Here is a 19,639-nt window from a genome sequence, read left to right as displayed (position 1 = left end):
CAATCTGCCTTGCAGGGTAAATGACATTAACTTTTCATTAAATCAAAAAAGGAAATAAAAATTTTATTTGGGAGGGAGATCAAAAATTGGGATGCAACTGAGAGTAACAACGGGCCGCAGGCGACCCGTTGTCGGTATCAGCGAAAGACGCTGACGGCTTCAACCAGACGCTCGGCCTGATGCTTCATGCGTTGTGCGGCAAGCGCACCTTCACTGACCAGCGCGCTGTTATCATGCGTCAGGCGATCGAGTGCTTCTACCGCCTGGCCCACTTCACCCAGCCCGGTCCCTTGCTCGGCGGTGGCAACGCTAATCTGCTGCAACAGTTCAGTGACGTTCTGCACTTTTTCGACGATATCCCCAATGGCTTTCCCGGCTTCATGCACCTGTCCGGCACCGGATTGTACTTTCAGGTTACTGGCGGCAATCAGGTGGCGTATCTCGCTGGCAGCACCGGCGCTACGCTGAGCAAGATTTCGCACTTCGCCTGCCACCACGGCAAAGCCTTTGCCCTGCTCACCGGCGCGCGCTGCTTCCACTGCCGCATTCAACGCCAGAATGTTGGTCTGGAAAGCAATGCTGTCGATCAGGCCGGTAATGGTGGCAATCTGCCGTGAACTCTCGGCGATTTCGTCCATCGTCACCACCACATTTTGCATCACTTCACCGCCTTTGACGGCGGCACTGCTGGCGGTACGTGAGAACTGATTCGCCTGCTCGGTGCTCTCGCCGTTGCGCTGCACCGTGCTGGTCATCTGATTCATGGTGCTGGCCGTCTGCTGGACGCTGGCCGCCGTCTGCTCGGTGTGGCTGCTGATTTTGTCATTACCGCGTGCCAGTTCATCGCTGGCCCGGTGAACATCCAGCACCTGATCGCTGACGTCGTTTAATAACCAGCGGAACATCAGCCCCAACTGGCCGACCGCGCGTAGCGTGGTGCCAATCTCATCCACCCGATCGAGGTGGTTAACATGCGGGTTGGCCCCGGTCGCCACATTCAGCGCCTGACGACATACGGCGGCCAGTGGCCGGGCAATCTGACGTTGCAGCCAGGTATCCACCAGCAGCGCCATTAACGCTGAGAACAGGGTAAATCCGCCCAGCGCGGCCCCGCTTAATCCCGACACAAACGCTGCAGCCACCAGCGGCAGCCACAATGCCAGCACCGCACCGCGGATGCGCCAGCGCAGTGACATCGTTTTCAGTAGCGTCAGCCCGCTCAGCCAGCCCGTACGCACCAACAGCCCACGATGCAAACGCCAGCCCTTCATCCGCCCCTGATTCATTTTCTGATACAGCGCCTCAGCCGCGCGCACCTCTTCCGCTGAAGGCTTAATGCGCACAGACATATGCCCCTGAATTTCACCGTTGCGGATCACCGGCACCACATTGGCACGCACCCAGTAATGGTCACCGTTTTTACGTCGGTTCTTCACCAGTCCGGTCCAGGGCAGTCCCTGTTTCAGGGTGGCCCACATATCGGCAAATGCGGCTTGTGGCATATCAGGGTGACGAACGAGGTTATGGGGCTGGCCGTCGATTTCACTGCGGTCATAGCCACTCACCTCAATAAACGCGCTGTTGGCGTAGGTGATATAGCTAGCGGCATCGGTGGTGGTCATCAGGGTGGTATCGTCGTCGAGCAGGTATTCCTGCTGAGTCACGGGCTGGTGGGTGTGCATTATAACGACCTTGTTATGGTTGTATGAATTTTGCAGGTATTTAAGGAGGGGTTGTCGGCAGGATGTAACTAAAGCTTTAACAATTTTCATCTGATTTGTGCGACAGCACACAACTGTCGCATCATTTCACGGACGGGCAAACGCTTCACGCAACCAGTGGATAAATCCGCTAACCGCGCGCGGGACCTGTGCTGACCATGGGCGTACCACATACAGCATATCGGCAAAGGCACCCACGGCCTGCCACTGGGGCAGTAATTGCACCAAAGAGCCATCCTTTAGCGCCGCTTGAGCACTGAAGTCCGGCAGCAGCGCAATCCCCAGGCCTTCAAGGGCAGCATCGCGGATCGATTCACTGTTATTGGTGGCAAACGGCCCGCTGACATTCACCGCGATACGCTCACCGCCCGTCAGCGGCTGGAAACTCCAGCGCGGCGGTTCCACCCCGCGTGGATAGTAGAGGCACAGATGGTCACTCAGCGCCTGCGGACTGGCAGGATGACCGTAACGGGCAAGGTACGCCGGTGATGCCACCACGACGGCGTGAGTGTGGCACAGCGGCAGCGCCACATGGGTTTCCGGCAGGCTGTTACTGTGGCGGATGGCGAGATCAAACCCCTCACTTGCCAGCGACACCAGGCGGTCGGACACCTCCAGCTGCACACGCACCTGGGGATGCTCGCGCAGAAACGCGGTGATATGCGGCACCAGCTGCTGGCGCGCAAACGCCACGGGCGCCGTCACCCGCACCAGCCCGCGCAGGGGGCCGGCAGAATCGCGCACGCTGAAAAAGCTCTGTTCAATCTGGGCAAACGGCGCACGCAGATCGTCCACCAGTTTCTCTCCGGCACTGGTCAGTCTTACGCTGCGCGTGGTGCGCGTCACCAGCGGCACCCCGGCCAGCTGCTCCAGCTCTTTGATCTTCTGCGACATCGCCGCCTTGCTCACTTCCAGCCGTTCAGCCGCCGCGGTAAAACTGCCCTGCTCGGCCAGCACCGTCAGCCAGTGCAGGTGATTCCATAACGCATCGGTCTTCAGCTCTTTCATGGTTATTGTTCACTATAGTAAATAATCAATTCAAGTATAGCGGTTTTTCCCAACGGAGATTGCGGGTAAATTGGTTTCCAGAGACCGACGCGGAGTCACCGCCGTCAGCCCATTTTCAGCAATGAATTCACTAACAATGTCGAGGTTTCCATGCCGTTACTGCAATTTGATGTCATTCAGGGTCGTTCAGAATCAGAGCTGAAAACACTGCTGGATGCTGCGCACCGTGCAGTCCTGGCGGCCTTTAACGTCCCCGAGCGCGATCGCTACCAGATTGTTCACGAAAACAAAGGTTATCAGATGGTATTTGAGGATACCGGCCTCGGGCTTCAGCGTACCGATAATCTGGTAATGGTGCGGGTTTTTACCAGCCCACGCAGCAGCGAGCAAAAACAGTTCTTTATGGCTGAGCTGTGCCGGGAGTTGAAAGAGAGCTGCGGCATTCTGCCTTCGGACGTGATGATCACCTTTATGACCAATGACAAAGGTGACTGGAGCTTCGGAAACGGCGAGGCACAATATTTGACGGGTGCGCTGTAAGGCACGTCAGACTGGCAGCAGCTCGTAGCGTTTTTTATACTCTCGCGGGCTGACACCAACATGCTGACGAAAGATGCGGGAAAAATAGAGCGCATCGTCATATCCCACCGTCAGGGCCACCTGGGCAATACTGAGATGGGTCGACTGCAAAAGATTACTGGCGCGGATGACCCTTTGTTGTTCACGCCAGGCAAAGATCGTCATCTTCATTTCACGTTTAAACAGATGGGCGACGCGCGACGGTGAAAGAAAGACCTGACGGGCCAGTTGCTCAATGGTCAGATCCTCAGCCAGGTGGTCGTTAAGATACTGGCACAGCGTACTAATACGCGGCTCAATGGTCTGATGGCTGCACAGCGGTTGCCGCTGAAAACAGTCAATAATCAAGCGTTCCAGGGCATTCATCGCCAGTGCTTCCGCCAGCAAACCACTACGGCCATTCTGCTGAATCACTTCAAGGAACAGTCGCTGCGCCTGTTCACTCGGCTGACCGAGTGGCAGGGAGGTGATGCCGATGCCATTGATCACCTGATCCCAGCGCAACCAGTCAAGCCAGTATGGCCGTGGCAGAAAGTAGATCCACAGATGATCCCAATGTTCATGATGTTCGGCGCGGCCATAATGATGCGCCACGCCGGGAGGAAACAGGAAAAGATCGTTCTCCCGGCTGGCAATATCGCGGCATCCGGCCCGAATGCGTCCCTCACCGCGCAGGGTCAGATGCAGGATATAGCCCTTCATGCCCTCCGGACGATTAATGTAGTAATCCAGTTTGCTGCCACGTGAAATGGGGGTAAAACCGGCCACCAGCCAGGCGCTGAAGGTAAAACTTTTCATCAAGGGTGAGTCATTCACCATATCCTGCTGATTGAGTTCCATAATTCTGCTCTGTTCACCGGTTACCCCACTGCCTCAGTCTCCCGGCGTAAATTGATAAATATGCACGCCCCAGGGATCGAGGCAAACCTCGGTTCCCGCGTTCACACGACCTCCGTGAAGCACGTCCTCTGCCGCCTGAGGCAGACTAAAGCGTATCGCCGTCGCTGAATAATTAAAACAGAACATCAGCGGGTTACCCGCTTTATTGATCGTTTTACGGGTAATCAGTGGGAACGTATACCCGACTGTTTCACCACTCAACCGCTGGACCAGGCGGGCAATCAGGGATTGCCCCGCAAGGAAGCCCAGATAGATCGCCCTGCCCGCACCATAGTCGGCTTCGGTGATCGCCGCATAGTCACCCCACGCCGGATGCTGATAGCGCGCCAGTACCTGCACACGCGGATCGTTATCCGGTGTCAACAGCTCCATCCACAGCTCTACCGGCTCATCCTGATCCAGTTGCAGATCGGAACAGCTGTTCAGTGTCACCTGCTGTGGCAGGGCGAACTGGCTGTAGCTGACGCGGCAGCTCTGGTTAAGAATCCCGGGCTGACGCTCTGTCCGCACTTTAACATGCTGATCGCTGAAGCCACTTTTGAAACCAATTAAGGCCTGACCGCCCGCCTCAATATAGCGGTTAATTCGCATCAACAGCGCATCATCGGCAGCATACAACGCAGGCACCACAATCACCCGGTAGCGTGCGCTCTCCACATCAACATCGTTGATAATGTCCACGCCAATATTCGCGTCGTAGAGTGCATCATAGAAACGGCGGAAAATATCGTTATAGACATTGGTCTGCGCATCTCCCGGCTTAAACCAGTTAAAGGCTTCCATCGCGGTATTGCTGACTAAAATCGCCACATCGTTTTCACAGCGCAGGGAATCCAGCGTGGCGGACAGACGGGCAAAATCAGCGCCAATCGTTTTAGCTTCAAGATAGGTGGGATTTGCTGAAAAATCATGACTTAACAGCCCTTTCCAGTATGTCTCAAACGAATTATGGATCGAATGCCAGTGCCAGTACGACACCATTTTGGCCCCGGAGGCAATATGGCTGAAGGCCTGCAAACGCAGCTGGCCGGGATACGGCGTCCACTGGGCGAAGCCCTGCGCCTGGGTTTCCAGCACCAGATAATTTGCCCCCTGCTTTAGCCCGCGCGTCACATCCCCACCAAAGGCAATCTCCCGCCCGGTCAGCTGTTGCTGGGAGGGATGGTAGATATCCACCCCGGCAATCGTGAGTGCTTCGGCCGCAGCAAAATGATCCACACGTGGCTGGATACCGTACGAGTAACCGCGCCACTCAAAATCAAAGTTATGAGTGATAAACTGCTCTGGCTGCTTATATTCGGCGACAATCCGGCTTTGCCAGGCGAGATAATCGGTCACTTTCTGACGCTGGAACGCAGCAAAGGCACTGCCCAGGCTGGCATTGATCGTACTCTCTGGTGGCGGGAAATCCTGCCAGTTATCAATGCGATTACTCCAGTAGTCCAGCCCAAAGTCGACATTCATCTGACGGATATCGGGGTAACGCCGTTGCAGGCTGTGAATAAACTGCTGCCGCATCTCCGGCCCGACGTTATCGTAGTGTTTGGTTTCGTTATCCAGCTGGTAGCCAATAATCGCCGGATGGTGCTGCACATGGTCCAGCAGCACACGGATGATGTTTTCGGCGTAACTCAGAAAAACCGGGCTGACAATATCCATAATCTGGCGACGACCATACTTCTGCTGCCCGGAAACCGTGGTAACCATCACCTCCGGGTGTTTTTTCGCCAGCCAGGCAGGAATGGCGTAAGTCGGGGTGCCGATAATCACATGGATGCCTGCGTGCTGCATGGCATCCAGCACGCGATCAATATGCCTGAAGTTGTACTCCCCTTCCTGCGGCTCCAGCGTACTCCATGTCGATTCCGCGATACGCACCACATTGATTCCGGCATCAAGCATCATGGCGATATCTTTTTCCAGCCGCTCCTCCGGCATATATTCGTCGTAGTAAGCCACTCCGTAATAGAGTTGAGACATTTTCTCCCCCTTATTCAGTAATAATATGATTGCGGCGGGCAAACAAACGCGTGCCTTCCAGCGTGAAGAATGAAATAGCGGTAAACACCAGTGCAACGCTGCCAAGAATGATATAGCTATCAGCAAAGCCCATATTTTTGTACATATGACCAATACCGCTGGAGAGGAAAATTTCACTGAAGCGTTTAGAGAACTGGAACCCAATCAGATAAACCGTGGCAGATAACCAGGGATTAAAGTTGGCGATGATATATTTTAATCCCGCGACCAAAAATACCGAACTTTCGAAACCATGCAGCATTTTCACTGCGCTAATGGATACCGGTCCGACAGCATAAGCGGAACCAATAATACGCAGACTCATAATCAGACCACAGTAAATCAGTGCATTTTTAGGGCCTATTTTATTGACGAACCAGGGCGCAAAGAACATCACCACGGCATCGAGAAATATCTGCGCGGTGTACAGATAGCCAAATACTTCAGCGCCGCGCGCTTTAGACGAGAAAAAATGGCTGTAGTAGATGGCAAACTGCTGGTCGTAGGTCTCATACACGGCGCCCACGCCCACCATATAGAGGCAGAAAAACCAGAACTTACGCAGTTTTAGCAGGTTACGAACATCCTGCAACGTCACCGGTGTGCGGGGGGCGACAGCAGCGCTGGCAACGGCAGCCACCTTCGGATCGGTTTTCCAGACAATCAGCATCAGGGCAATCCCCCCTGCGCTGGCCATCCAGAAAATATAATCCTGGTTAATCCCGTACAGTTCGCCCGCCAGGAACGTCCCAATCGCAGCACCAATTCCGCCAAACATCCGGGCGCGGCCAAACTCAAAGCCGGTCATACGGCTGACTTTATCAATATAGGCTTCGCATACCCCACAGCCCGCACCAAATGCCAGGCCGATATACACACCCCCGGCAAATGCACCGAGGATGACATTATATTTTAACAGTGGAGCAAAGACCCAAATCCAGTAAGGAGCAAAAGTCGTAATAATGATCGCCAGCATCCACATCAGATGCTTACGAAATACCAGACGATCGGCAACAAAACCAAACAGGGGTTGTACGCAGACAGAAACAATAGCGGTAAAGGAATAAACCAGCCCCACATCTGCATAATCAATACCGATGGTATCGGTCAGCCACAATGAAAGATACGGATAACAACTGCCCCAGCCAATAAAGAAAAACAAAAAAAACAGGCAACACATCAAATAATTTTTTTCAATCTTAAACATGATGCACCTCTTCCATATGACGGCCTGATTACCGTTATGAGATGCGCTAACTTAACGCCAATTAATTCGACAAAGCAGGAGTGACACGCTGGCAACATAGAAAAATCTGCTGCTACCGAAAGGTTTGTGAGGTAACTCACGCCGGGGAGAGGAAAAACGCGTGGGAAAGCACACTGACGCCCCGGCTAATGCCAGAGCGCCAGTAAAGACTTAGAAGTCGTAACGCAGACGGACCAGGTTCATATCACCCAGATCGTCGGTGCTGGAGGTAAACACGTGTTCATAATCAACACGGAAACCGTAATCCAGTTTAAAGGTCACCCCCACGCCGTTATCAATGCGCTGGTAATCACGCCCGGTGACATACTGCAGACGGTCGCCCATCACGTACGGCATCACAGACTTCAGGCCATAAGCGCCGACCGGCACGGTATAACCGGCGAGGTATTCCACCCCCCACGCGTTACCCGAGAAGTAGTTATTCACATCGGCTTTTTTGGTGGTGAGGAAGTTATCGTACCAGCCGCCACCGACGGTGAAGGTCCAGTTATCCGGCTGCCAGCTCAGCGCAGTACCTACGATGTTCTGATCGTACGTCTTCTCATCACTGTTGCCCGGATTGCGCATTTCGGCACGGGTGTAGTTCCACGCGGTGCCCCACGTCAGGTCTTTGGTGATGTGGTAATCCACACCCAGTGAGCCACCGCCTTCACGCTTGTAACGCAGGCCGTTGCCTGGCAGATAGTCGCTGTCAGAGAACAGGTAAGAGGCATAGACATCGGCATCGCCAAAGGTGTTTTTATATTTCAGCATTTTGCGTGAGCGGTAAGAACCGTCGTAATCGCCGTTAATGCCGTTACCCGGTGCCTGGCCTACCATGTCGTAATCCCAGATATCAGTTTTGGCCCCCACCACATCGTAATAAACGCTATTCTGCTGGCCGAAGGTCAACTGGCCCCAGGTATTACTTTTCAGGCCGGTATATAACATACGGCGCGAGGTATTATTTGCCCCCTCGGCATGATGATTATCCCAACCAACCAGCGCCGGAATATTGACACCCAGTTCGTAATAACTGATCCAGCTAATGTCATCAAACAGATAATAATCAGCGGCGAAGCGGAAACGGGTACCGCCATCAAAACCATTTCTTTTATAGGAACCTTTATCACCATCGCCGGTCATATTATTGAACTGAGGACGAATGCTGCCGCCCACGGTAAAATTCAGACGGCTTAAGGGGTCACCGGCCTGAGGGTCCTGCTTCAGTACGGTAATCTCAGCCTGGGCAGCAAATGAAGCACTGCCGACAATCAGCCCCAGACCAATGGCCTGAGTTAAAATGCGCATCTTTGTTAACATTTTTTATTCCTGCGTAATATAGTCAAATAAATAGCACAAAAATAGTAGCCTGAACCGAATTGAAAAAGACTCATCTGCTGTACTGTTTTGTGCTGTTTACGCCGAAAATAAATTAAGCAAACATTTCAAAGGGTAACTTTAGTCATATAATTAATCATATTGTGCTTTATTTTTGTTATTTTTATAAAATAGGTAGATATATCTGATTGATGCAGGGAATACAGAAAACATCTTTTCTCGTCATTCTTTCTCTGCACAGGCCGTTTTACGCTGCGGCGGCACCCGTTTTCTGAGCGGGAATCCGGCCAGACAATCGAAGAAGCTTCCAGGCAGTGGCCGGAATGTGTGAGCCAAATCTGATTTTTCTAATTATTTCCCCGACGGGGAAAAGGTTAACACTATTAATTTTCACGCCCCCTCGTTTCACCGTAACAGGCAACCCTGAGCCCGCCTGACCCGCAGCCACCTTGTCTCGCCGCGTATGTCGCCCTCACACATCAGTCGATCCGTCTGCACGCCCTGCTTATCAATTATTCGGATTTCGCCACATTAACTTAAACAAAGGCTAAACCACAGTGATCCAACCCCCTGTAACCTCACATTTTCCTGTCCACCTTGAATGTTGCCAGGGATAATTTGTTGCGTTAAATTAATTCGTTACATTTTTGATTCATCACTTCGCAGGCACCTGACAAGGATTGCGTCACAGACAGGGTAAAAATCGATCTCATGGTTTCAGAATGGTTATCGCTACTCTTTTTTACTGCATCAGCTTCTCTCTACGCATGGAAGGCGGGACGTCATAAGCTGTGGTTTTCTGCGGTGCTGGCTCTGCTCGGCATCTATATCATTCTTAATGCGTCCCTGTTTGCCAGTAACTATTTTACCGGTGAAGGCATTAATGACGCGGTGATTTATACGATTACCAGCAGCCTGAGCGGTGCCGGATTACAGAAGTATATTCTGCCGGCAGTCGGGCTATTAATAAGTTTATTCCTGGTGTTTTTATTATTATCCTGGGTATTACGACTGCGAAAAAGCCACAATTACAGTCAACTTTATAGTGCGCTGGCACTGTTGCTGGCGCTGGCATCGATAAAAACCACACCGGCGTATCAACAAGTGACTGCATTAATAAAGTCACAGGTCAGCAAAGGGGAGTCGGATTTTGACGCCCACTACAAAGTGCCGGGAAAAACCCTGCGCGGCGAGCGTCCGAACCTGGTCTATATCTACGCGGAGAGCCTGGAGCGCACCTACTTTGATGAAAACGCGTTCCCGAAACTCGCCCCGGAGCTGTCTGATATCAAAAACAGCGCGGTGGACTTCAGCAACACCGAACAGCTTCCCGGCACCGAATACACCATTGCCGGTATGGTGGCTTCGCAGTGCGGCATCCCGCTGTTTGCGCCGTTTGACGGCAACGCCTCCAGTTCACTGTCCAGCTTCTACCCGCAAAACATCTGCCTGGGTGACATTCTGAAGTCCTCTGGCTATCAGAACTATTTTTACCAGGGTGCCAGCCTGAGTTTTGCCGGAAAAGATCTGTTCCTGTCGTCCCACGGCTTCGACCATATGTATGGCTTTAAAGAGCTTTCAGGCGTGGTCAAAGACCCGAAATACCGTAATGACTGGGGCTGGTACGACGATACCGTGCTCGACATCGTGTTTGAGAAATACCTCGAACTGGCGCAAAAAAACCAGCCGTTCTCGCTGTTTGCCCTGACCGTGGATACTCATCATCCCGATGGATTTATCTCACGCAGCTGCCAGCGCAAGTCGTATCCGTTTGAAGGTAAAGAGAACAAATCCTTCGCCGCCGTGGCCTGCGGTCAGGAGCATATCGCAAAACTTATCGCGAAAATCCGTGCCACACCGTACTTTAAAAACACCATTATTGTCGTCAGCTCCGATCATCTGGCAATGAACAACACGGCGTTTAAATACCTGAATCAGCACGACCGCCGCGATCTGTTCTTTATGCTGCGCGGTGATGATGTCAGCAGCCGGATCATCAACGTTAAGCGCAGCACGCTGGATAACGGTGCCACGGTGCTGGATGCCATGGGCGGCGATAACTTTATCGGCCTGGGCCGCAGCAGCCTGTCGTCAACCTCACTTTCCACCACTTATCTCAATATCAAAGAGAAAATTAATCAGTGGAAGCCGGACGTGATCCAGCTGTGGAACTTCCCGAAAACGATCTCTGATTACAAAGTCGATACGGAGAAAAATACCTTTAGTTTCTCCGGCTCACATTTCAAGCTACCGCTGTTGCTCTCCGTGATGCCCGGCAAAATTGAACCGAAGTTCGATACCTGGCTTGCCACGCCACTGAAGCAGCAACTGGCAAAATTCGCGCCTGATGAAAAGTTTGTCTGGATTGATCGCTGCTACAAGATCGGCAGCGTGTGGGATGAGAAGCTGGCGATGCACAGCGGCCTGTGTGTGGCGAACGGTACGCTGAATACGTCCCCGACGATCTCAGAGGTTCAGGCGGGCGGTACGCTCGGCAAGATTACCTTCCCGGCGAAAACCGTATCGAGTGATGAACAATATCAGCGCAGCGTCACGCAATTACAGATTGCTGATGTCGACCTCAAGTATCGTTCTGACAGCATCCTGTTTAACCTGCCTGGCCTGCCACAGCAGGTACAGAAAGTGTCGGGTCTCTCCTACGTTGAGCCCTGGGGCCGCTGGTCCGATGCCAATCTGCTGCCACAGATTACCGTGCAGTATCTGGAGCCGTTACCTGCCGACTTTACGCTGACGCTGACCGCGCGTGCCTTTGGCGAGAATGCCCTGCGGCCGATCACCGTCAAGGTAGGTGAGTGGCAACAACAGGTCACTTTTGGCGAGCAGGATAGCACGCTGACGCTTCAGGTCAGCAATCCCGGGAAGGTACGCGACATTGTGATCACACCTCCCGCGCCGGTGGAGTCCAGCGTGGGTGTTATTGATGGCTTTGCGGCCCGAAAACTGGGCGTTGGCCTTGTCAGTCTGCGGGTTACCCCGCAGCCCTGACAGGGCACGTTTTCTCCACAGGAAAAACTTGCAGATAAAATCAGAAAATCTACTATAAAGCGTTATCCATTTACTGACAGGGATGCACGCCCTTTGAAATCATCGCTTTATGCTTTTCTGCTGCTCCCTGCGCTGGCGCTGCCACTGCAAAGCCAGGCACAACCCAAGCCCGATCCGCTGCTGGCGTCGCAGACGGTCGAACGCTACGCCGACAATATTTTCTACAACACCAAAGCCAGCGGTATGGCAATGGTGGCGATTGATGCCAACCAGCGAATTTTTGTCAGCCGCGGAGTCACACGCCCCGGCAGTGCGCAACGACCGCAAAAAGATTCACTGGTGCGCATTGCCTCGCTCAGCAAGCTGATGACCAGCGAAGTGATGGTCAAACTGGCCGAAGAAGGCCGGCTTCAGCTTAACGATCCTCTGAGTAAATTCGCCCCGCCTGGCAGCAAGGTGCCCAGCTTTAACGGCCAGCCGATTCGCCTGATCAACCTGGCGACCCACACCAGCGCCTTACCGCGTGAGCAACCCGGCGGCAAAGCGAATCGCGCTGTGTTTACCTGGCCGACCAACAGTCAGCGCTGGAACTGGCTGCGCACCGCACAGCTTAAATGGGCGCCGGGTGAACGGGCAGGTTACTCTAACCTCGGCTTTGACCTGCTGGGTGATGCGCTGGCCCGCGCCGGGGGCAAACCCTATCCTGCGCTATTGCAGGAAAAAGTCACCCGTCCCCTGGGGATGAAAGACACCACCTTTACGCCTTCTCCTGAGCAATGTGGCCGTCTGATGATCCCGGCCAAAAGCCCAAGCCCGTGCAATAACTCGCTGGCAGCCATCGGCAGCGGCGGCGTTTACTCCACACCGGATGATATGGGCCGTTGGATGCAGCAGTTCCTCGCCTCTGATGTTCACAGCCGCAGCCCACAGGCAGACCGTCTGCAAACTATGATTTATCAGCGCAGCCAGTTAACCAAAGTCGATGGGATGGATGTACCGGGCCGCGCCGATGCACTGGGAATGGGTTGGGTGTATATGGCACCGCGTGACGGCCGCCCTGGCATTATTGAAAAAACCGGCGGCGGCGGCGGTTTCATCACCTATATGGCGATGGTGCCGCAGTACAGTGTCGGGGTATTTATCGTGGTCGCCCGCTCACCGGAGACCCGTTTTACACCGATGAGTGACGGCGTAAACAACCTGCTGACCGAACTGATTGGCAACACCTCTGGCAGTGCCCAGCTGGCCGCCAGCATTATGGCTAACTGATCCCTTCCCTGCGACAGACGCTGTTACGCCAGCGCCTGTCGCGGGACATCTGCAATTTGCGAGACGTTTAATCCTGTCTGAGCTCATCCCCAGGTACTGACTGAGGCTGACTGTGTTCCTCGACCTGCAACGGCGTCACATGATGCCGTCTGGGGGTTCTCAACAACTGTTCACGCGCCAGCAGTTGCCCACGTTTATCGTAATACCGACTGGGCCAGATCTCCGACGGATGGATTCCCAGTGCAGCGGCAATAATGAACTCCCCTTTTGGCCAGGGCCTTTTCAGGGCATTAGCCAGTGTTCCCGAACATAATCCTACCTTGCGGGATAACTCCGCCAGCGATGTCTGCCGTTTCTTGATCGCCGCGATGATATCGGCGGGGTGCATATCAGTTTTTTTCTTCATGCCTTCCTCTGCTTGTAAGCCAACTCCTGTTATCTTCCAAATTCAACACTAAGCAATACTTAGTACATTTTACACGAGCAGCTAAGAGAATCCTGTTAATTATTCAGAAGTCAGGATCGACATGCTGCCACATCGTTTGAAAGAAGCCCGGGTAAGGAAAGGGATATCACAACAGAAGCTTGGTGTTTTAGCAGGGATTGACGAAGCTACCGCCAGCGCACGGATGAACCAATATGAGCGCGGTATACACGTCCCTGACTTTGAACTGATGTGCCGCCTGGCTGAAGTTCTGAGTGTTCCTTCCTGCTATTTTTACACGGTTGAAGATGAACTGGCCGAGCTGGTGCGTTTGTGGCATCCTGAGACCAAAAAACCTTAATCCCGTGCCCGCCCTGCCTTACAATCTCTGGTTATAACGCCACCCTTTTTATCATAAGCCCCGACATTGACTCCGTGCCTAGTTTGCGGTTGTTTGTTACGCCTTCAGCTTATTGAAATTAAGGAAAATAACGTGGATCTTACCCTGAGCCGTACTGTCAAAACTGCCGCGCTGATGCTGGCTATTCTGCTCGCAGGCTGTGACCAGAAAAATAACGATGCGCACACGATTAAAGTCGGTGTGATCAACGGCGCTGAACAGGATGTGGCCGAAGTAGCCAAAGCCGTGGCGAAAGAGAAGTACGGGCTGGAGGTGGAACTGGTGGGATTCAGCGGTTCACTGCTGCCGAATGACCCCACGGCGCACGGCGATCTCGATGCCAACGTGTTCCAGCATCGTCCGTTCCTCGAACAGGACAACAAGGCCAAAGGCACCACCCTGGTCGCGGTAGGGAATACGTTTGTTTTCCCGATGGCGGGCTATTCGAAAAAAATCAAACAGATTAGCGAGCTGAAAGACGGTGACACCATCGCCATTCCGAACGACCCGACCAACCTCGGGCGTGCGCTGCTGCTGCTGCAGAAAGAGAAGCTGGTCACGCTGAAAGCGGATACCGGACTGTTACCAACGGCGGTGGATATTACGGCCAACCCGCTGCATCTGAAGATTATGGAAATGGAAGGCGCGCAGCTGCCGCGCGTGCTGGATGACGCTCAGGTGACCGTGGCGATTATCAGCACCACCTACCTGCAACAAACTGGCCTGAACCCGGTACGCGACAGCGTATTTATCGAGGATAAACAGTCGCCGTACGTCAATATCATCGTGACCCGTGAAGACAATAAAGACGCGCCAAACGTGCGTGACTTTATCAAATCCTACCAGTCACCTGAAGTGGCGGCCGCGGCGGATAAGATCTTCAACGGTGGTGCGGTAGCGGGCTGGTAAGCGGAAAGCGTCAACCACGCGGTAAGCCGCATGGTTGACGTATTACTCAGTGCAATAACCACTTCGCATGGAGAGCGATCGCCGCCGGGCGGATCGCCTCAATGCTCTGCTCGTACGCTTCCGGCGTCAGCGTTTCCAGCTGGGAGAGGTTTTCTTCCTCGCCGTGCAGGGCAATCGCCGCCAGCGCAGGCTGCAAGGTGGCCGGCAGTGACGACCAGTCGCCCAGCGCCACGCCTTTCAGATAACCGCAACACCAGTCTTCCACCACGACAAACTCCTGATCGTCCACCGTGTTCAGGCCAAACAACGGCTCAAACTGGTCAGGATATTCATTCAGGCGGTCCGCGATATCGTTCATATGCTGGGCGATGAGATCCATAAACTGCTCGAACTCTTCATCCGACTCCCATTCCGGGTCATTCTCTTCGCCACCCCAAATCAGCGGCAGCCAGACCTGCGGCTCAACCAGCACCGGACCGGAGAGAATAGCGGTGAACAGGCCATCCAGTTCAGAGGCATCCACCACCGACTCTTCGCTGCCATATTTGATTAAGACATCGTCCAGCCATTCCAGCTCTTCTTCCGTCAATGGTCCTTGTTGCATGCTGTTACCTCGCTACGCATATCGGTTTTCACCCGGCGTTTACCGGTTTATGGGGGGTATTTTGGTTGCCAGGCAGGGAAAAAGCCACCGCCATCACGTTATATTTGCGGTTAACGCGGTGGCGTGCTCACCCTGCCCGATGGCATCCAGGCTGAGGCCGTGCGTTTTTACTGGATCTGCGCGGCGGTTCAGGCTATTAACATCCGGTAAAAATATTCCAATGGATACACCATGAGACGCATAGCGTTACTGTGCTTCACTCTTTCCCTGGGCGCCCAGGCGGCGAGTTTTGACTGCACCAAAGCCAGCAGCGTCAGCGAGAAACTGATCTGCACCACGCCTGCCCTGTCCCAGGCTGACGACCAGCTGGCAAAGGTTTACCGCGAGGCCAAAACCGCCAGCGGCAACAGCAGTGAATTCCGGCAGATGACCAAAGAGAACTGGGCGCTGCGCGAGCAGTGCAAGACCGCCGCCTGCCTGAGCGAGTGGTACAGCCGTTCACAGCAAAAATATGTGGCGCTGACCACTCCGCCCCCCACCGCCTGCCCGGAAGAAGGTACTGAAGTGACGCTGATCGGTAAGCTGCTGCGCATCACCTTCCCCGGCCCGCCGAACTACGAGAGCGTTGAGCAAGGCGATGAAGCCGAGGTTTACTGGGTATTGCAGGCGGATAAGCCAGTGTGTGCAGATGATGCTGCTAACTGGGGAGACCAGGCACAGATGCAACTGCTGGTGCAGGCAGGCATGTATAAAACCCATCGCCACCTGATCGGCCAGCGCGTGCGTGTTAACGGTTCACTGCTGTTTGCCGAGACGGGCCATCACCATACGCCGATGATGATTGGGGTAGGAAAACTGGAGGCGGAATAGTCTCCCGGCGCGCATAAAACGCGGTTATCGCCTATGGTTGAGCAACCCTCCCCAAAACGGAGTTTGACTATGTCACCGCTATTCGTCCCTGCGAGTCATTTCAGTATTGTGCAACTCAGTGACATTATGACCACCTGCTTTCAGCAGTATGTCGTACCGCTGTCGGTCACCCCGGACTATTTCTCCGCGCGCTTCTGTTCCGAAGGGCTGAATTTCACTGAGTCATTGGTGTGGATGCAGGGAGAGCAGCCGATCGCCATTGCGCTGGTCACGACCCGAGGCCTACGGGCACGCATCGCCGCCTTTGCGCTGCACCCGGACGCTCGCGGCAACGGGCTGGCGAAGCCAATGATGCTGGCGCTGTTATCCCGGCTGGCTGAAAAAAACTATGTTCAGGTTGCGCTGGAAGTGATTGCTGAAAACCGTGCGGCGGTGGCGCTTTACCAGGCGCTGGGCTTTGAAACCCGGCAGACACTGCTGGGCTTTACGGGTCAGGAGTCACCCAACGGCCCGACAAGCCCGCTGCCCATCGCCACTACCGACGCGTTGTTACGTGCTATCTGGCACGCCCCGCAGAATGAGATCCCGTGGCTGCTGGACCCTCTCTCCTTTCCCGCGTTGCCCTGCCAGGTGGTTCGCGATGGCGAGCAGGCATGGGCCGTGATTGACTGGCTGACGGGTGCCCCGCAGTTGCGCTATTTGTTTGTCGAGCCCGATTTCCGCCATCAGGGGCGGGCCCGTACGATACTGGGTAAGATAAATGCGCACTATCCGGGGATCCGCACGCCGGTGTCTGTGCCGGAAAGGTTTGCCCCGTTGTTTATTCAGGCGGGGTATCAGCAGGTGGCATTACAGCAGTATGAGATGGTGAGCAGTCTGGATAAATAACCTCCCCTGAGCGGGGAGGCTCGGCATCAGTCAGGATTGAGAAATCAGCGCTTAACACTGTCGATAAAGGTTTTGCGTGCCGTTTTCGAGCCCAGACGCTCCGCTTCATCCAGCAGTTTCAATGCCTTATCAACATCACCCGCTTTGACTGCTTTCGAAATCGCGTCATTAAAGTAGCGTTCAGAATCGTCGAGCATCGGTGCGTCCGGCTTCGTCACGGCTGGCGCCGCTGCCGGAGCTGTCCTGCCGACCATGACAGGTGCCGCCGCCGGGGCCGATGACGGGAAGACCTGACCAATCATCACGTTGCCACTCTTCTGCTCGGCAGACACTTTGAGGCTCAGCAACCCCGTTGTCGTATGGCGGGCAATCGGGTCCGGGATATCCGGCACAGCGTTACCCACGCCCGCCGCATAGGCTTTCGCCGGGTTCACCATCTGCGTTGTCTCTGCCAGATCTTGACGCGTGGTATACACCAGCAGGTAAATTTGTTTTTGACCCAGCGCAGGCGTCAGTTTCAGTGTGCCTTCCAGACGATCGCTGGAAACAATGCCAGGCTGCTGATACGGGAAGTAGCTGGAGGGGTAGAAAGCCGCCGGACGCATCTGTTCATCCAGCACTAATACATTCGGTGCATACACCGTTTTCCCCGTCGCAATACTGCTCAGGGTGATTTCAAGCGACCCCCGGTCGGCAGGCAGGGCAAAGGCCGCAACGGCCCCCTGAATATCCCCCTGATTAATCGTGGCGCTGGCCGTGCCGAGCGTCACATCCTGCGTCACTGGCGGCACCAGCGGCGTCCATGAAAGCGTGTGTAAGGTCTGGCTCGCGATCGCCGGTGCGGTACTGGCATCCTGCTGCGCGGCGTAAACCCCGGCAGGCAACGCCGCCAGCAGGCTCAGCGACAAACACAGTGACAGCAGATTTTTTCTCATCGTTGTTTCCTTTTGATCACCTGAAGGCTGGCGGCTATCCACTGATATACCGCCAGCCAGCACTTCTTAGCTCATGTTGAACGCGGCTTTTTCCAAACTGTTTCGTGTTGCTGGAAGGCGGCAAGCGGCCAAGTCCCCGGGAGCGTAGATCACTACGTGACCGGGGCGAGGCCGCGCAGCCAACGCATCAGCAGCGCGAAAAAGGAAGGAAAAAGTTACCACCAGATTTCCATTTGCGCGCCGAAGGTCACCTCATCATCATTGCCACGGCTGAAAGTACGCGCACTGGTGTCATTCATCGCTAACCCATTGCTGGTGCCGGTATCCGTGTCATAACCCCACTTCTCATCCCAGTTCGCATAGGTGGCGAACACGCGGATGGCCGGGCGTGACCAGATGCTGTTACCCGCCTGCCATTGCTGGGCCAGGGTCACTTTGTACTGGCCGTTACGATCGCCGGTGCGCTGGGACTTCACGTTGTCGTAACCGACTTCCAGCAGGGTGCTCATGATCGGCGTCCATTTGTACATTGGACGCATGCCCACGGTGTACCAGGTGGTGCCGTTGTTGTTATCACGGTCAACGTCCTGATACATGCCCACATACATCAGGCTCCAGGTATCGTTGAAATCAATCGCACCGTGGTCGAGTACGCGCACCATGCTGCCGTTATTGTTGATCGCCGAGCCGTTAGAGTGGCCGTTAGCCGCGCCCTGGCCCGGATCGGTCATCGAGTCTGCCGCATACTGCAACACAAACTTGTTGAAGCCGTTATAAATACTCTGCGTGTGTTCTGCCGTCAGCAACCAGCCGTCTTTGGTGGCATCGTTCGCCAGGGAGTAGCCATCACGCGCATTAGCACGTCCGTAATCCACGCCCAACTCCAGCACGCCGCCGGGGTTAGTATTCAGCCCGGCAAGACGCACGTCGAACACGTCATTCGAGGTGGCCACTTCATTACGCTGGTCGGCGATATAGCCGAACGACCCGCCGCTTTCGGTGTTACGCGTTGCCGCCAGAGACAACTTACCAAAGCCCAGATCGATATCTTCCAGACCGGCACCCGGGCCGGAAATATCCCAGTAGTAGAAGTCGATCATGTGGACGTCATGACGCTGATAGAAGCGCTTACCGGCCCACATGGTAGAACCTGGCAGCCATTCGATCAGGTTTTTCCCTTTCACATTCGCTTCGCGGAAAGCCGGATCGGTTGACTCCCAGTCATTCTGCTGTGAAACGGAATAGGCCACGTTGGTATCGAAGTAGAAGCTCTTGTCCCCTTCTTTCCACACTTCCTGGCCCAGTTTTAATTCTGCATAGGTTTCGCACTCGTTACCCAGACGGTATTTGCTGTCTGCCCCGGTCGCTTTGAAGCACTGCTGCTCGCCGCCGCTGCCGGACCAGCCAATGCCCGAACGCGCATAACCGGTAAAATCAACCGCCATCGCTTGTGTAGAAAGGATACCGGCAGCCACTGCCAGCGACAGGGAAGCAATACGCATTGTTCTCATCATTTTCTC

The 19,639-nt window shown here is 54.4% G+C and carries 17 protein-coding genes; 7 read left to right on the top strand and 10 right to left on the bottom strand.

Annotation, left to right across the window (positions count from 1 at the left end; genetic code table 11):
- Positions 1-137 precede the first annotated feature (137 nt).
- Together LJN55_RS03100 and LJN55_RS03095 are read right to left on the bottom strand one after the other, a co-directional pair.
- Positions 138-1,682, bottom strand: coding sequence for a methyl-accepting chemotaxis protein (locus LJN55_RS03100; protein ID WP_133843890.1), 1,545 nt, complete (start codon positions 1,680-1,682; stop codon positions 138-140).
- 126 nt (positions 1,683-1,808) lie between these two features.
- Positions 1,809-2,729: a LysR family transcriptional regulator gene (locus LJN55_RS03095; RefSeq protein WP_133843892.1), complete on the bottom strand. Its 921-nt coding sequence runs from the start codon at positions 2,727-2,729 to the stop codon at positions 1,809-1,811.
- Between the two features lie 150 nt (positions 2,730-2,879).
- Here LJN55_RS03095 and LJN55_RS03090 point away from each other — a divergent pair, with 150 nt between their 5' ends.
- Complete coding sequence (locus LJN55_RS03090; RefSeq protein ID WP_133843894.1) at positions 2,880-3,269, top strand: tautomerase family protein; 390 nt, start codon at positions 2,880-2,882, stop codon at positions 3,267-3,269.
- Between the two features lie 6 nt (positions 3,270-3,275).
- On the opposite strand, the gene araC is transcribed toward LJN55_RS03090, so the two are convergent.
- The 4 genes from araC to LJN55_RS03070 form a co-directional block, all read right to left on the bottom strand.
- Positions 3,276-4,148, bottom strand: coding sequence for an arabinose operon transcriptional regulator AraC (gene araC / locus LJN55_RS03085; protein ID WP_167863416.1), 873 nt, complete (start codon positions 4,146-4,148; stop codon positions 3,276-3,278).
- Between the two features lie 33 nt (positions 4,149-4,181).
- Positions 4,182-6,188, bottom strand: a complete 2,007-nt coding sequence (locus tag LJN55_RS03080) for a beta-galactosidase (RefSeq protein WP_159337347.1) — start codon at positions 6,186-6,188, stop codon at positions 4,182-4,184.
- Positions 6,189-6,198: 10 nt separating this feature from the next.
- Positions 6,199-7,434, bottom strand: a complete 1,236-nt coding sequence (locus tag LJN55_RS03075; protein WP_227535649.1) for an oligosaccharide MFS transporter — start codon at positions 7,432-7,434, stop codon at positions 6,199-6,201.
- Positions 7,435-7,644: 210 nt separating this feature from the next.
- Positions 7,645-8,796: a porin gene (locus LJN55_RS03070; RefSeq protein WP_159337346.1), complete on the bottom strand. Its 1,152-nt coding sequence runs from the start codon at positions 8,794-8,796 to the stop codon at positions 7,645-7,647.
- A 729-nt stretch (positions 8,797-9,525) separates the two neighbouring features.
- Between LJN55_RS03070 and opgB the strand changes: the two genes are divergently transcribed.
- Both opgB and ampH read left to right on the top strand, forming a co-directional pair.
- Positions 9,526-11,820, top strand: a complete 2,295-nt coding sequence (opgB, locus tag LJN55_RS03065; RefSeq protein WP_212815832.1) for a phosphatidylglycerol--membrane-oligosaccharide glycerophosphotransferase — start codon at positions 9,526-9,528, stop codon at positions 11,818-11,820.
- A gap of 93 nt (positions 11,821-11,913) precedes the next feature.
- Entirely contained in the window at positions 11,914-13,089 is a 1,176-nt protein-coding gene (gene ampH, locus LJN55_RS03060) for a D-alanyl-D-alanine-carboxypeptidase/endopeptidase AmpH (protein ID WP_133843905.1), read from the top strand.
- 67 nt (positions 13,090-13,156) lie between these two features.
- Here ampH and LJN55_RS03055 read toward each other — a convergent pair whose 3' ends face one another.
- A complete protein-coding gene (locus LJN55_RS03055; protein WP_133843907.1) occupies positions 13,157-13,495 on the bottom strand; it encodes a helix-turn-helix domain-containing protein in 339 nt (112 codons plus the stop codon).
- Between the two features lie 121 nt (positions 13,496-13,616).
- Here LJN55_RS03055 and LJN55_RS03050 point away from each other — a divergent pair, with 121 nt between their 5' ends.
- Positions 13,617-13,874 carry a helix-turn-helix domain-containing protein gene (locus tag LJN55_RS03050; protein ID WP_133843910.1) on the top strand — a complete coding sequence of 86 codons (258 nt, stop codon included), beginning with the start codon at positions 13,617-13,619 and terminating at the stop codon, positions 13,872-13,874.
- A 174-nt stretch (positions 13,875-14,048) separates the two neighbouring features.
- Positions 14,049-14,822: a lipoprotein NlpA gene (gene nlpA, locus LJN55_RS03045; protein WP_205945457.1), complete on the top strand. Its 774-nt coding sequence runs from the start codon at positions 14,049-14,051 to the stop codon at positions 14,820-14,822.
- A gap of 46 nt (positions 14,823-14,868) precedes the next feature.
- Here nlpA and LJN55_RS03040 read toward each other — a convergent pair whose 3' ends face one another.
- Positions 14,869-15,426, bottom strand: coding sequence for a YecA/YgfB family protein (locus LJN55_RS03040; RefSeq protein WP_133843914.1), 558 nt, complete (start codon positions 15,424-15,426; stop codon positions 14,869-14,871).
- A gap of 231 nt (positions 15,427-15,657) precedes the next feature.
- On the opposite strand from LJN55_RS03040, the gene LJN55_RS03035 reads away from it, so the two are divergent.
- Both LJN55_RS03035 and LJN55_RS03030 read left to right on the top strand, forming a co-directional pair.
- A complete protein-coding gene (locus LJN55_RS03035) occupies positions 15,658-16,296 on the top strand; it encodes a DUF4431 domain-containing protein (protein WP_227535648.1) in 639 nt (212 codons plus the stop codon).
- 69 nt (positions 16,297-16,365) lie between these two features.
- Positions 16,366-17,184, top strand: coding sequence for a GNAT family N-acetyltransferase (locus LJN55_RS03030; protein ID WP_227535647.1), 819 nt, complete (start codon positions 16,366-16,368; stop codon positions 17,182-17,184).
- A 44-nt stretch (positions 17,185-17,228) separates the two neighbouring features.
- Here LJN55_RS03030 and malM read toward each other — a convergent pair whose 3' ends face one another.
- Both malM and LJN55_RS03020 read right to left on the bottom strand, forming a co-directional pair.
- Complete coding sequence (gene malM / locus LJN55_RS03025) at positions 17,229-18,119, bottom strand: maltose operon protein MalM (protein ID WP_167863412.1); 891 nt, start codon at positions 18,117-18,119, stop codon at positions 17,229-17,231.
- A gap of 215 nt (positions 18,120-18,334) precedes the next feature.
- Positions 18,335-19,633, bottom strand: a complete 1,299-nt coding sequence (locus LJN55_RS03020) for a maltoporin (RefSeq protein WP_166653729.1) — start codon at positions 19,631-19,633, stop codon at positions 18,335-18,337.
- Between the last annotated feature and the right edge of the window lie 6 nt (positions 19,634-19,639).

The organism is Erwinia rhapontici (genome assembly GCF_020683125.1).
GTDB lineage: Bacteria > Pseudomonadota > Gammaproteobacteria > Enterobacterales > Enterobacteriaceae > Erwinia > Erwinia rhapontici.
This window is presented reverse-complemented; position numbering and strand designations above follow the sequence as displayed.

Excerpts from the sequence above, each read along its gene's own strand:
- LJN55_RS03100 (WP_133843890.1), bottom strand. The coding sequence starts at position 1,682 with ATGCACACCCACCAGCCCGTGACTCAGCAGGAATACCTGCTCGACGAC.
- LJN55_RS03095 (WP_133843892.1), bottom strand. The coding sequence starts at position 2,729 with ATGAAAGAGCTGAAGACCGATGCGTTATGGAATCACCTGCACTGGCTG.
- LJN55_RS03090 (WP_133843894.1), top strand. The coding sequence starts at position 2,880 with ATGCCGTTACTGCAATTTGATGTCATTCAGGGTCGTTCAGAATCAGAG.
- araC (WP_167863416.1), bottom strand. The coding sequence starts at position 4,148 with ATGGAACTCAATCAGCAGGATATGGTGAATGACTCACCCTTGATGAAA.
- LJN55_RS03080 (WP_159337347.1), bottom strand. The coding sequence starts at position 6,188 with ATGTCTCAACTCTATTACGGAGTGGCTTACTACGACGAATATATGCCG.
- LJN55_RS03075 (WP_227535649.1), bottom strand. The coding sequence starts at position 7,434 with ATGTTTAAGATTGAAAAAAATTATTTGATGTGTTGCCTGTTTTTTTTG.
- LJN55_RS03070 (WP_159337346.1), bottom strand. The coding sequence starts at position 8,796 with ATGTTAACAAAGATGCGCATTTTAACTCAGGCCATTGGTCTGGGGCTG.
- opgB (WP_212815832.1), top strand. The coding sequence starts at position 9,526 with ATGGTTTCAGAATGGTTATCGCTACTCTTTTTTACTGCATCAGCTTCT.
- LJN55_RS03055 (WP_133843907.1), bottom strand. The coding sequence starts at position 13,495 with ATGAAGAAAAAAACTGATATGCACCCCGCCGATATCATCGCGGCGATC.
- LJN55_RS03050 (WP_133843910.1), top strand. The coding sequence starts at position 13,617 with ATGCTGCCACATCGTTTGAAAGAAGCCCGGGTAAGGAAAGGGATATCA.
- nlpA (WP_205945457.1), top strand. The coding sequence starts at position 14,049 with ATGCTGGCTATTCTGCTCGCAGGCTGTGACCAGAAAAATAACGATGCG.
- LJN55_RS03040 (WP_133843914.1), bottom strand. The coding sequence starts at position 15,426 with ATGCAACAAGGACCATTGACGGAAGAAGAGCTGGAATGGCTGGACGAT.
- LJN55_RS03035 (WP_227535648.1), top strand. The coding sequence starts at position 15,658 with ATGAGACGCATAGCGTTACTGTGCTTCACTCTTTCCCTGGGCGCCCAG.
- LJN55_RS03030 (WP_227535647.1), top strand. The coding sequence starts at position 16,366 with ATGTCACCGCTATTCGTCCCTGCGAGTCATTTCAGTATTGTGCAACTC.
- malM (WP_167863412.1), bottom strand. The coding sequence starts at position 18,119 with ATGAGAAAAAATCTGCTGTCACTGTGTTTGTCGCTGAGCCTGCTGGCG.
- LJN55_RS03020 (WP_166653729.1), bottom strand. The coding sequence starts at position 19,633 with ATGATGAGAACAATGCGTATTGCTTCCCTGTCGCTGGCAGTGGCTGCC.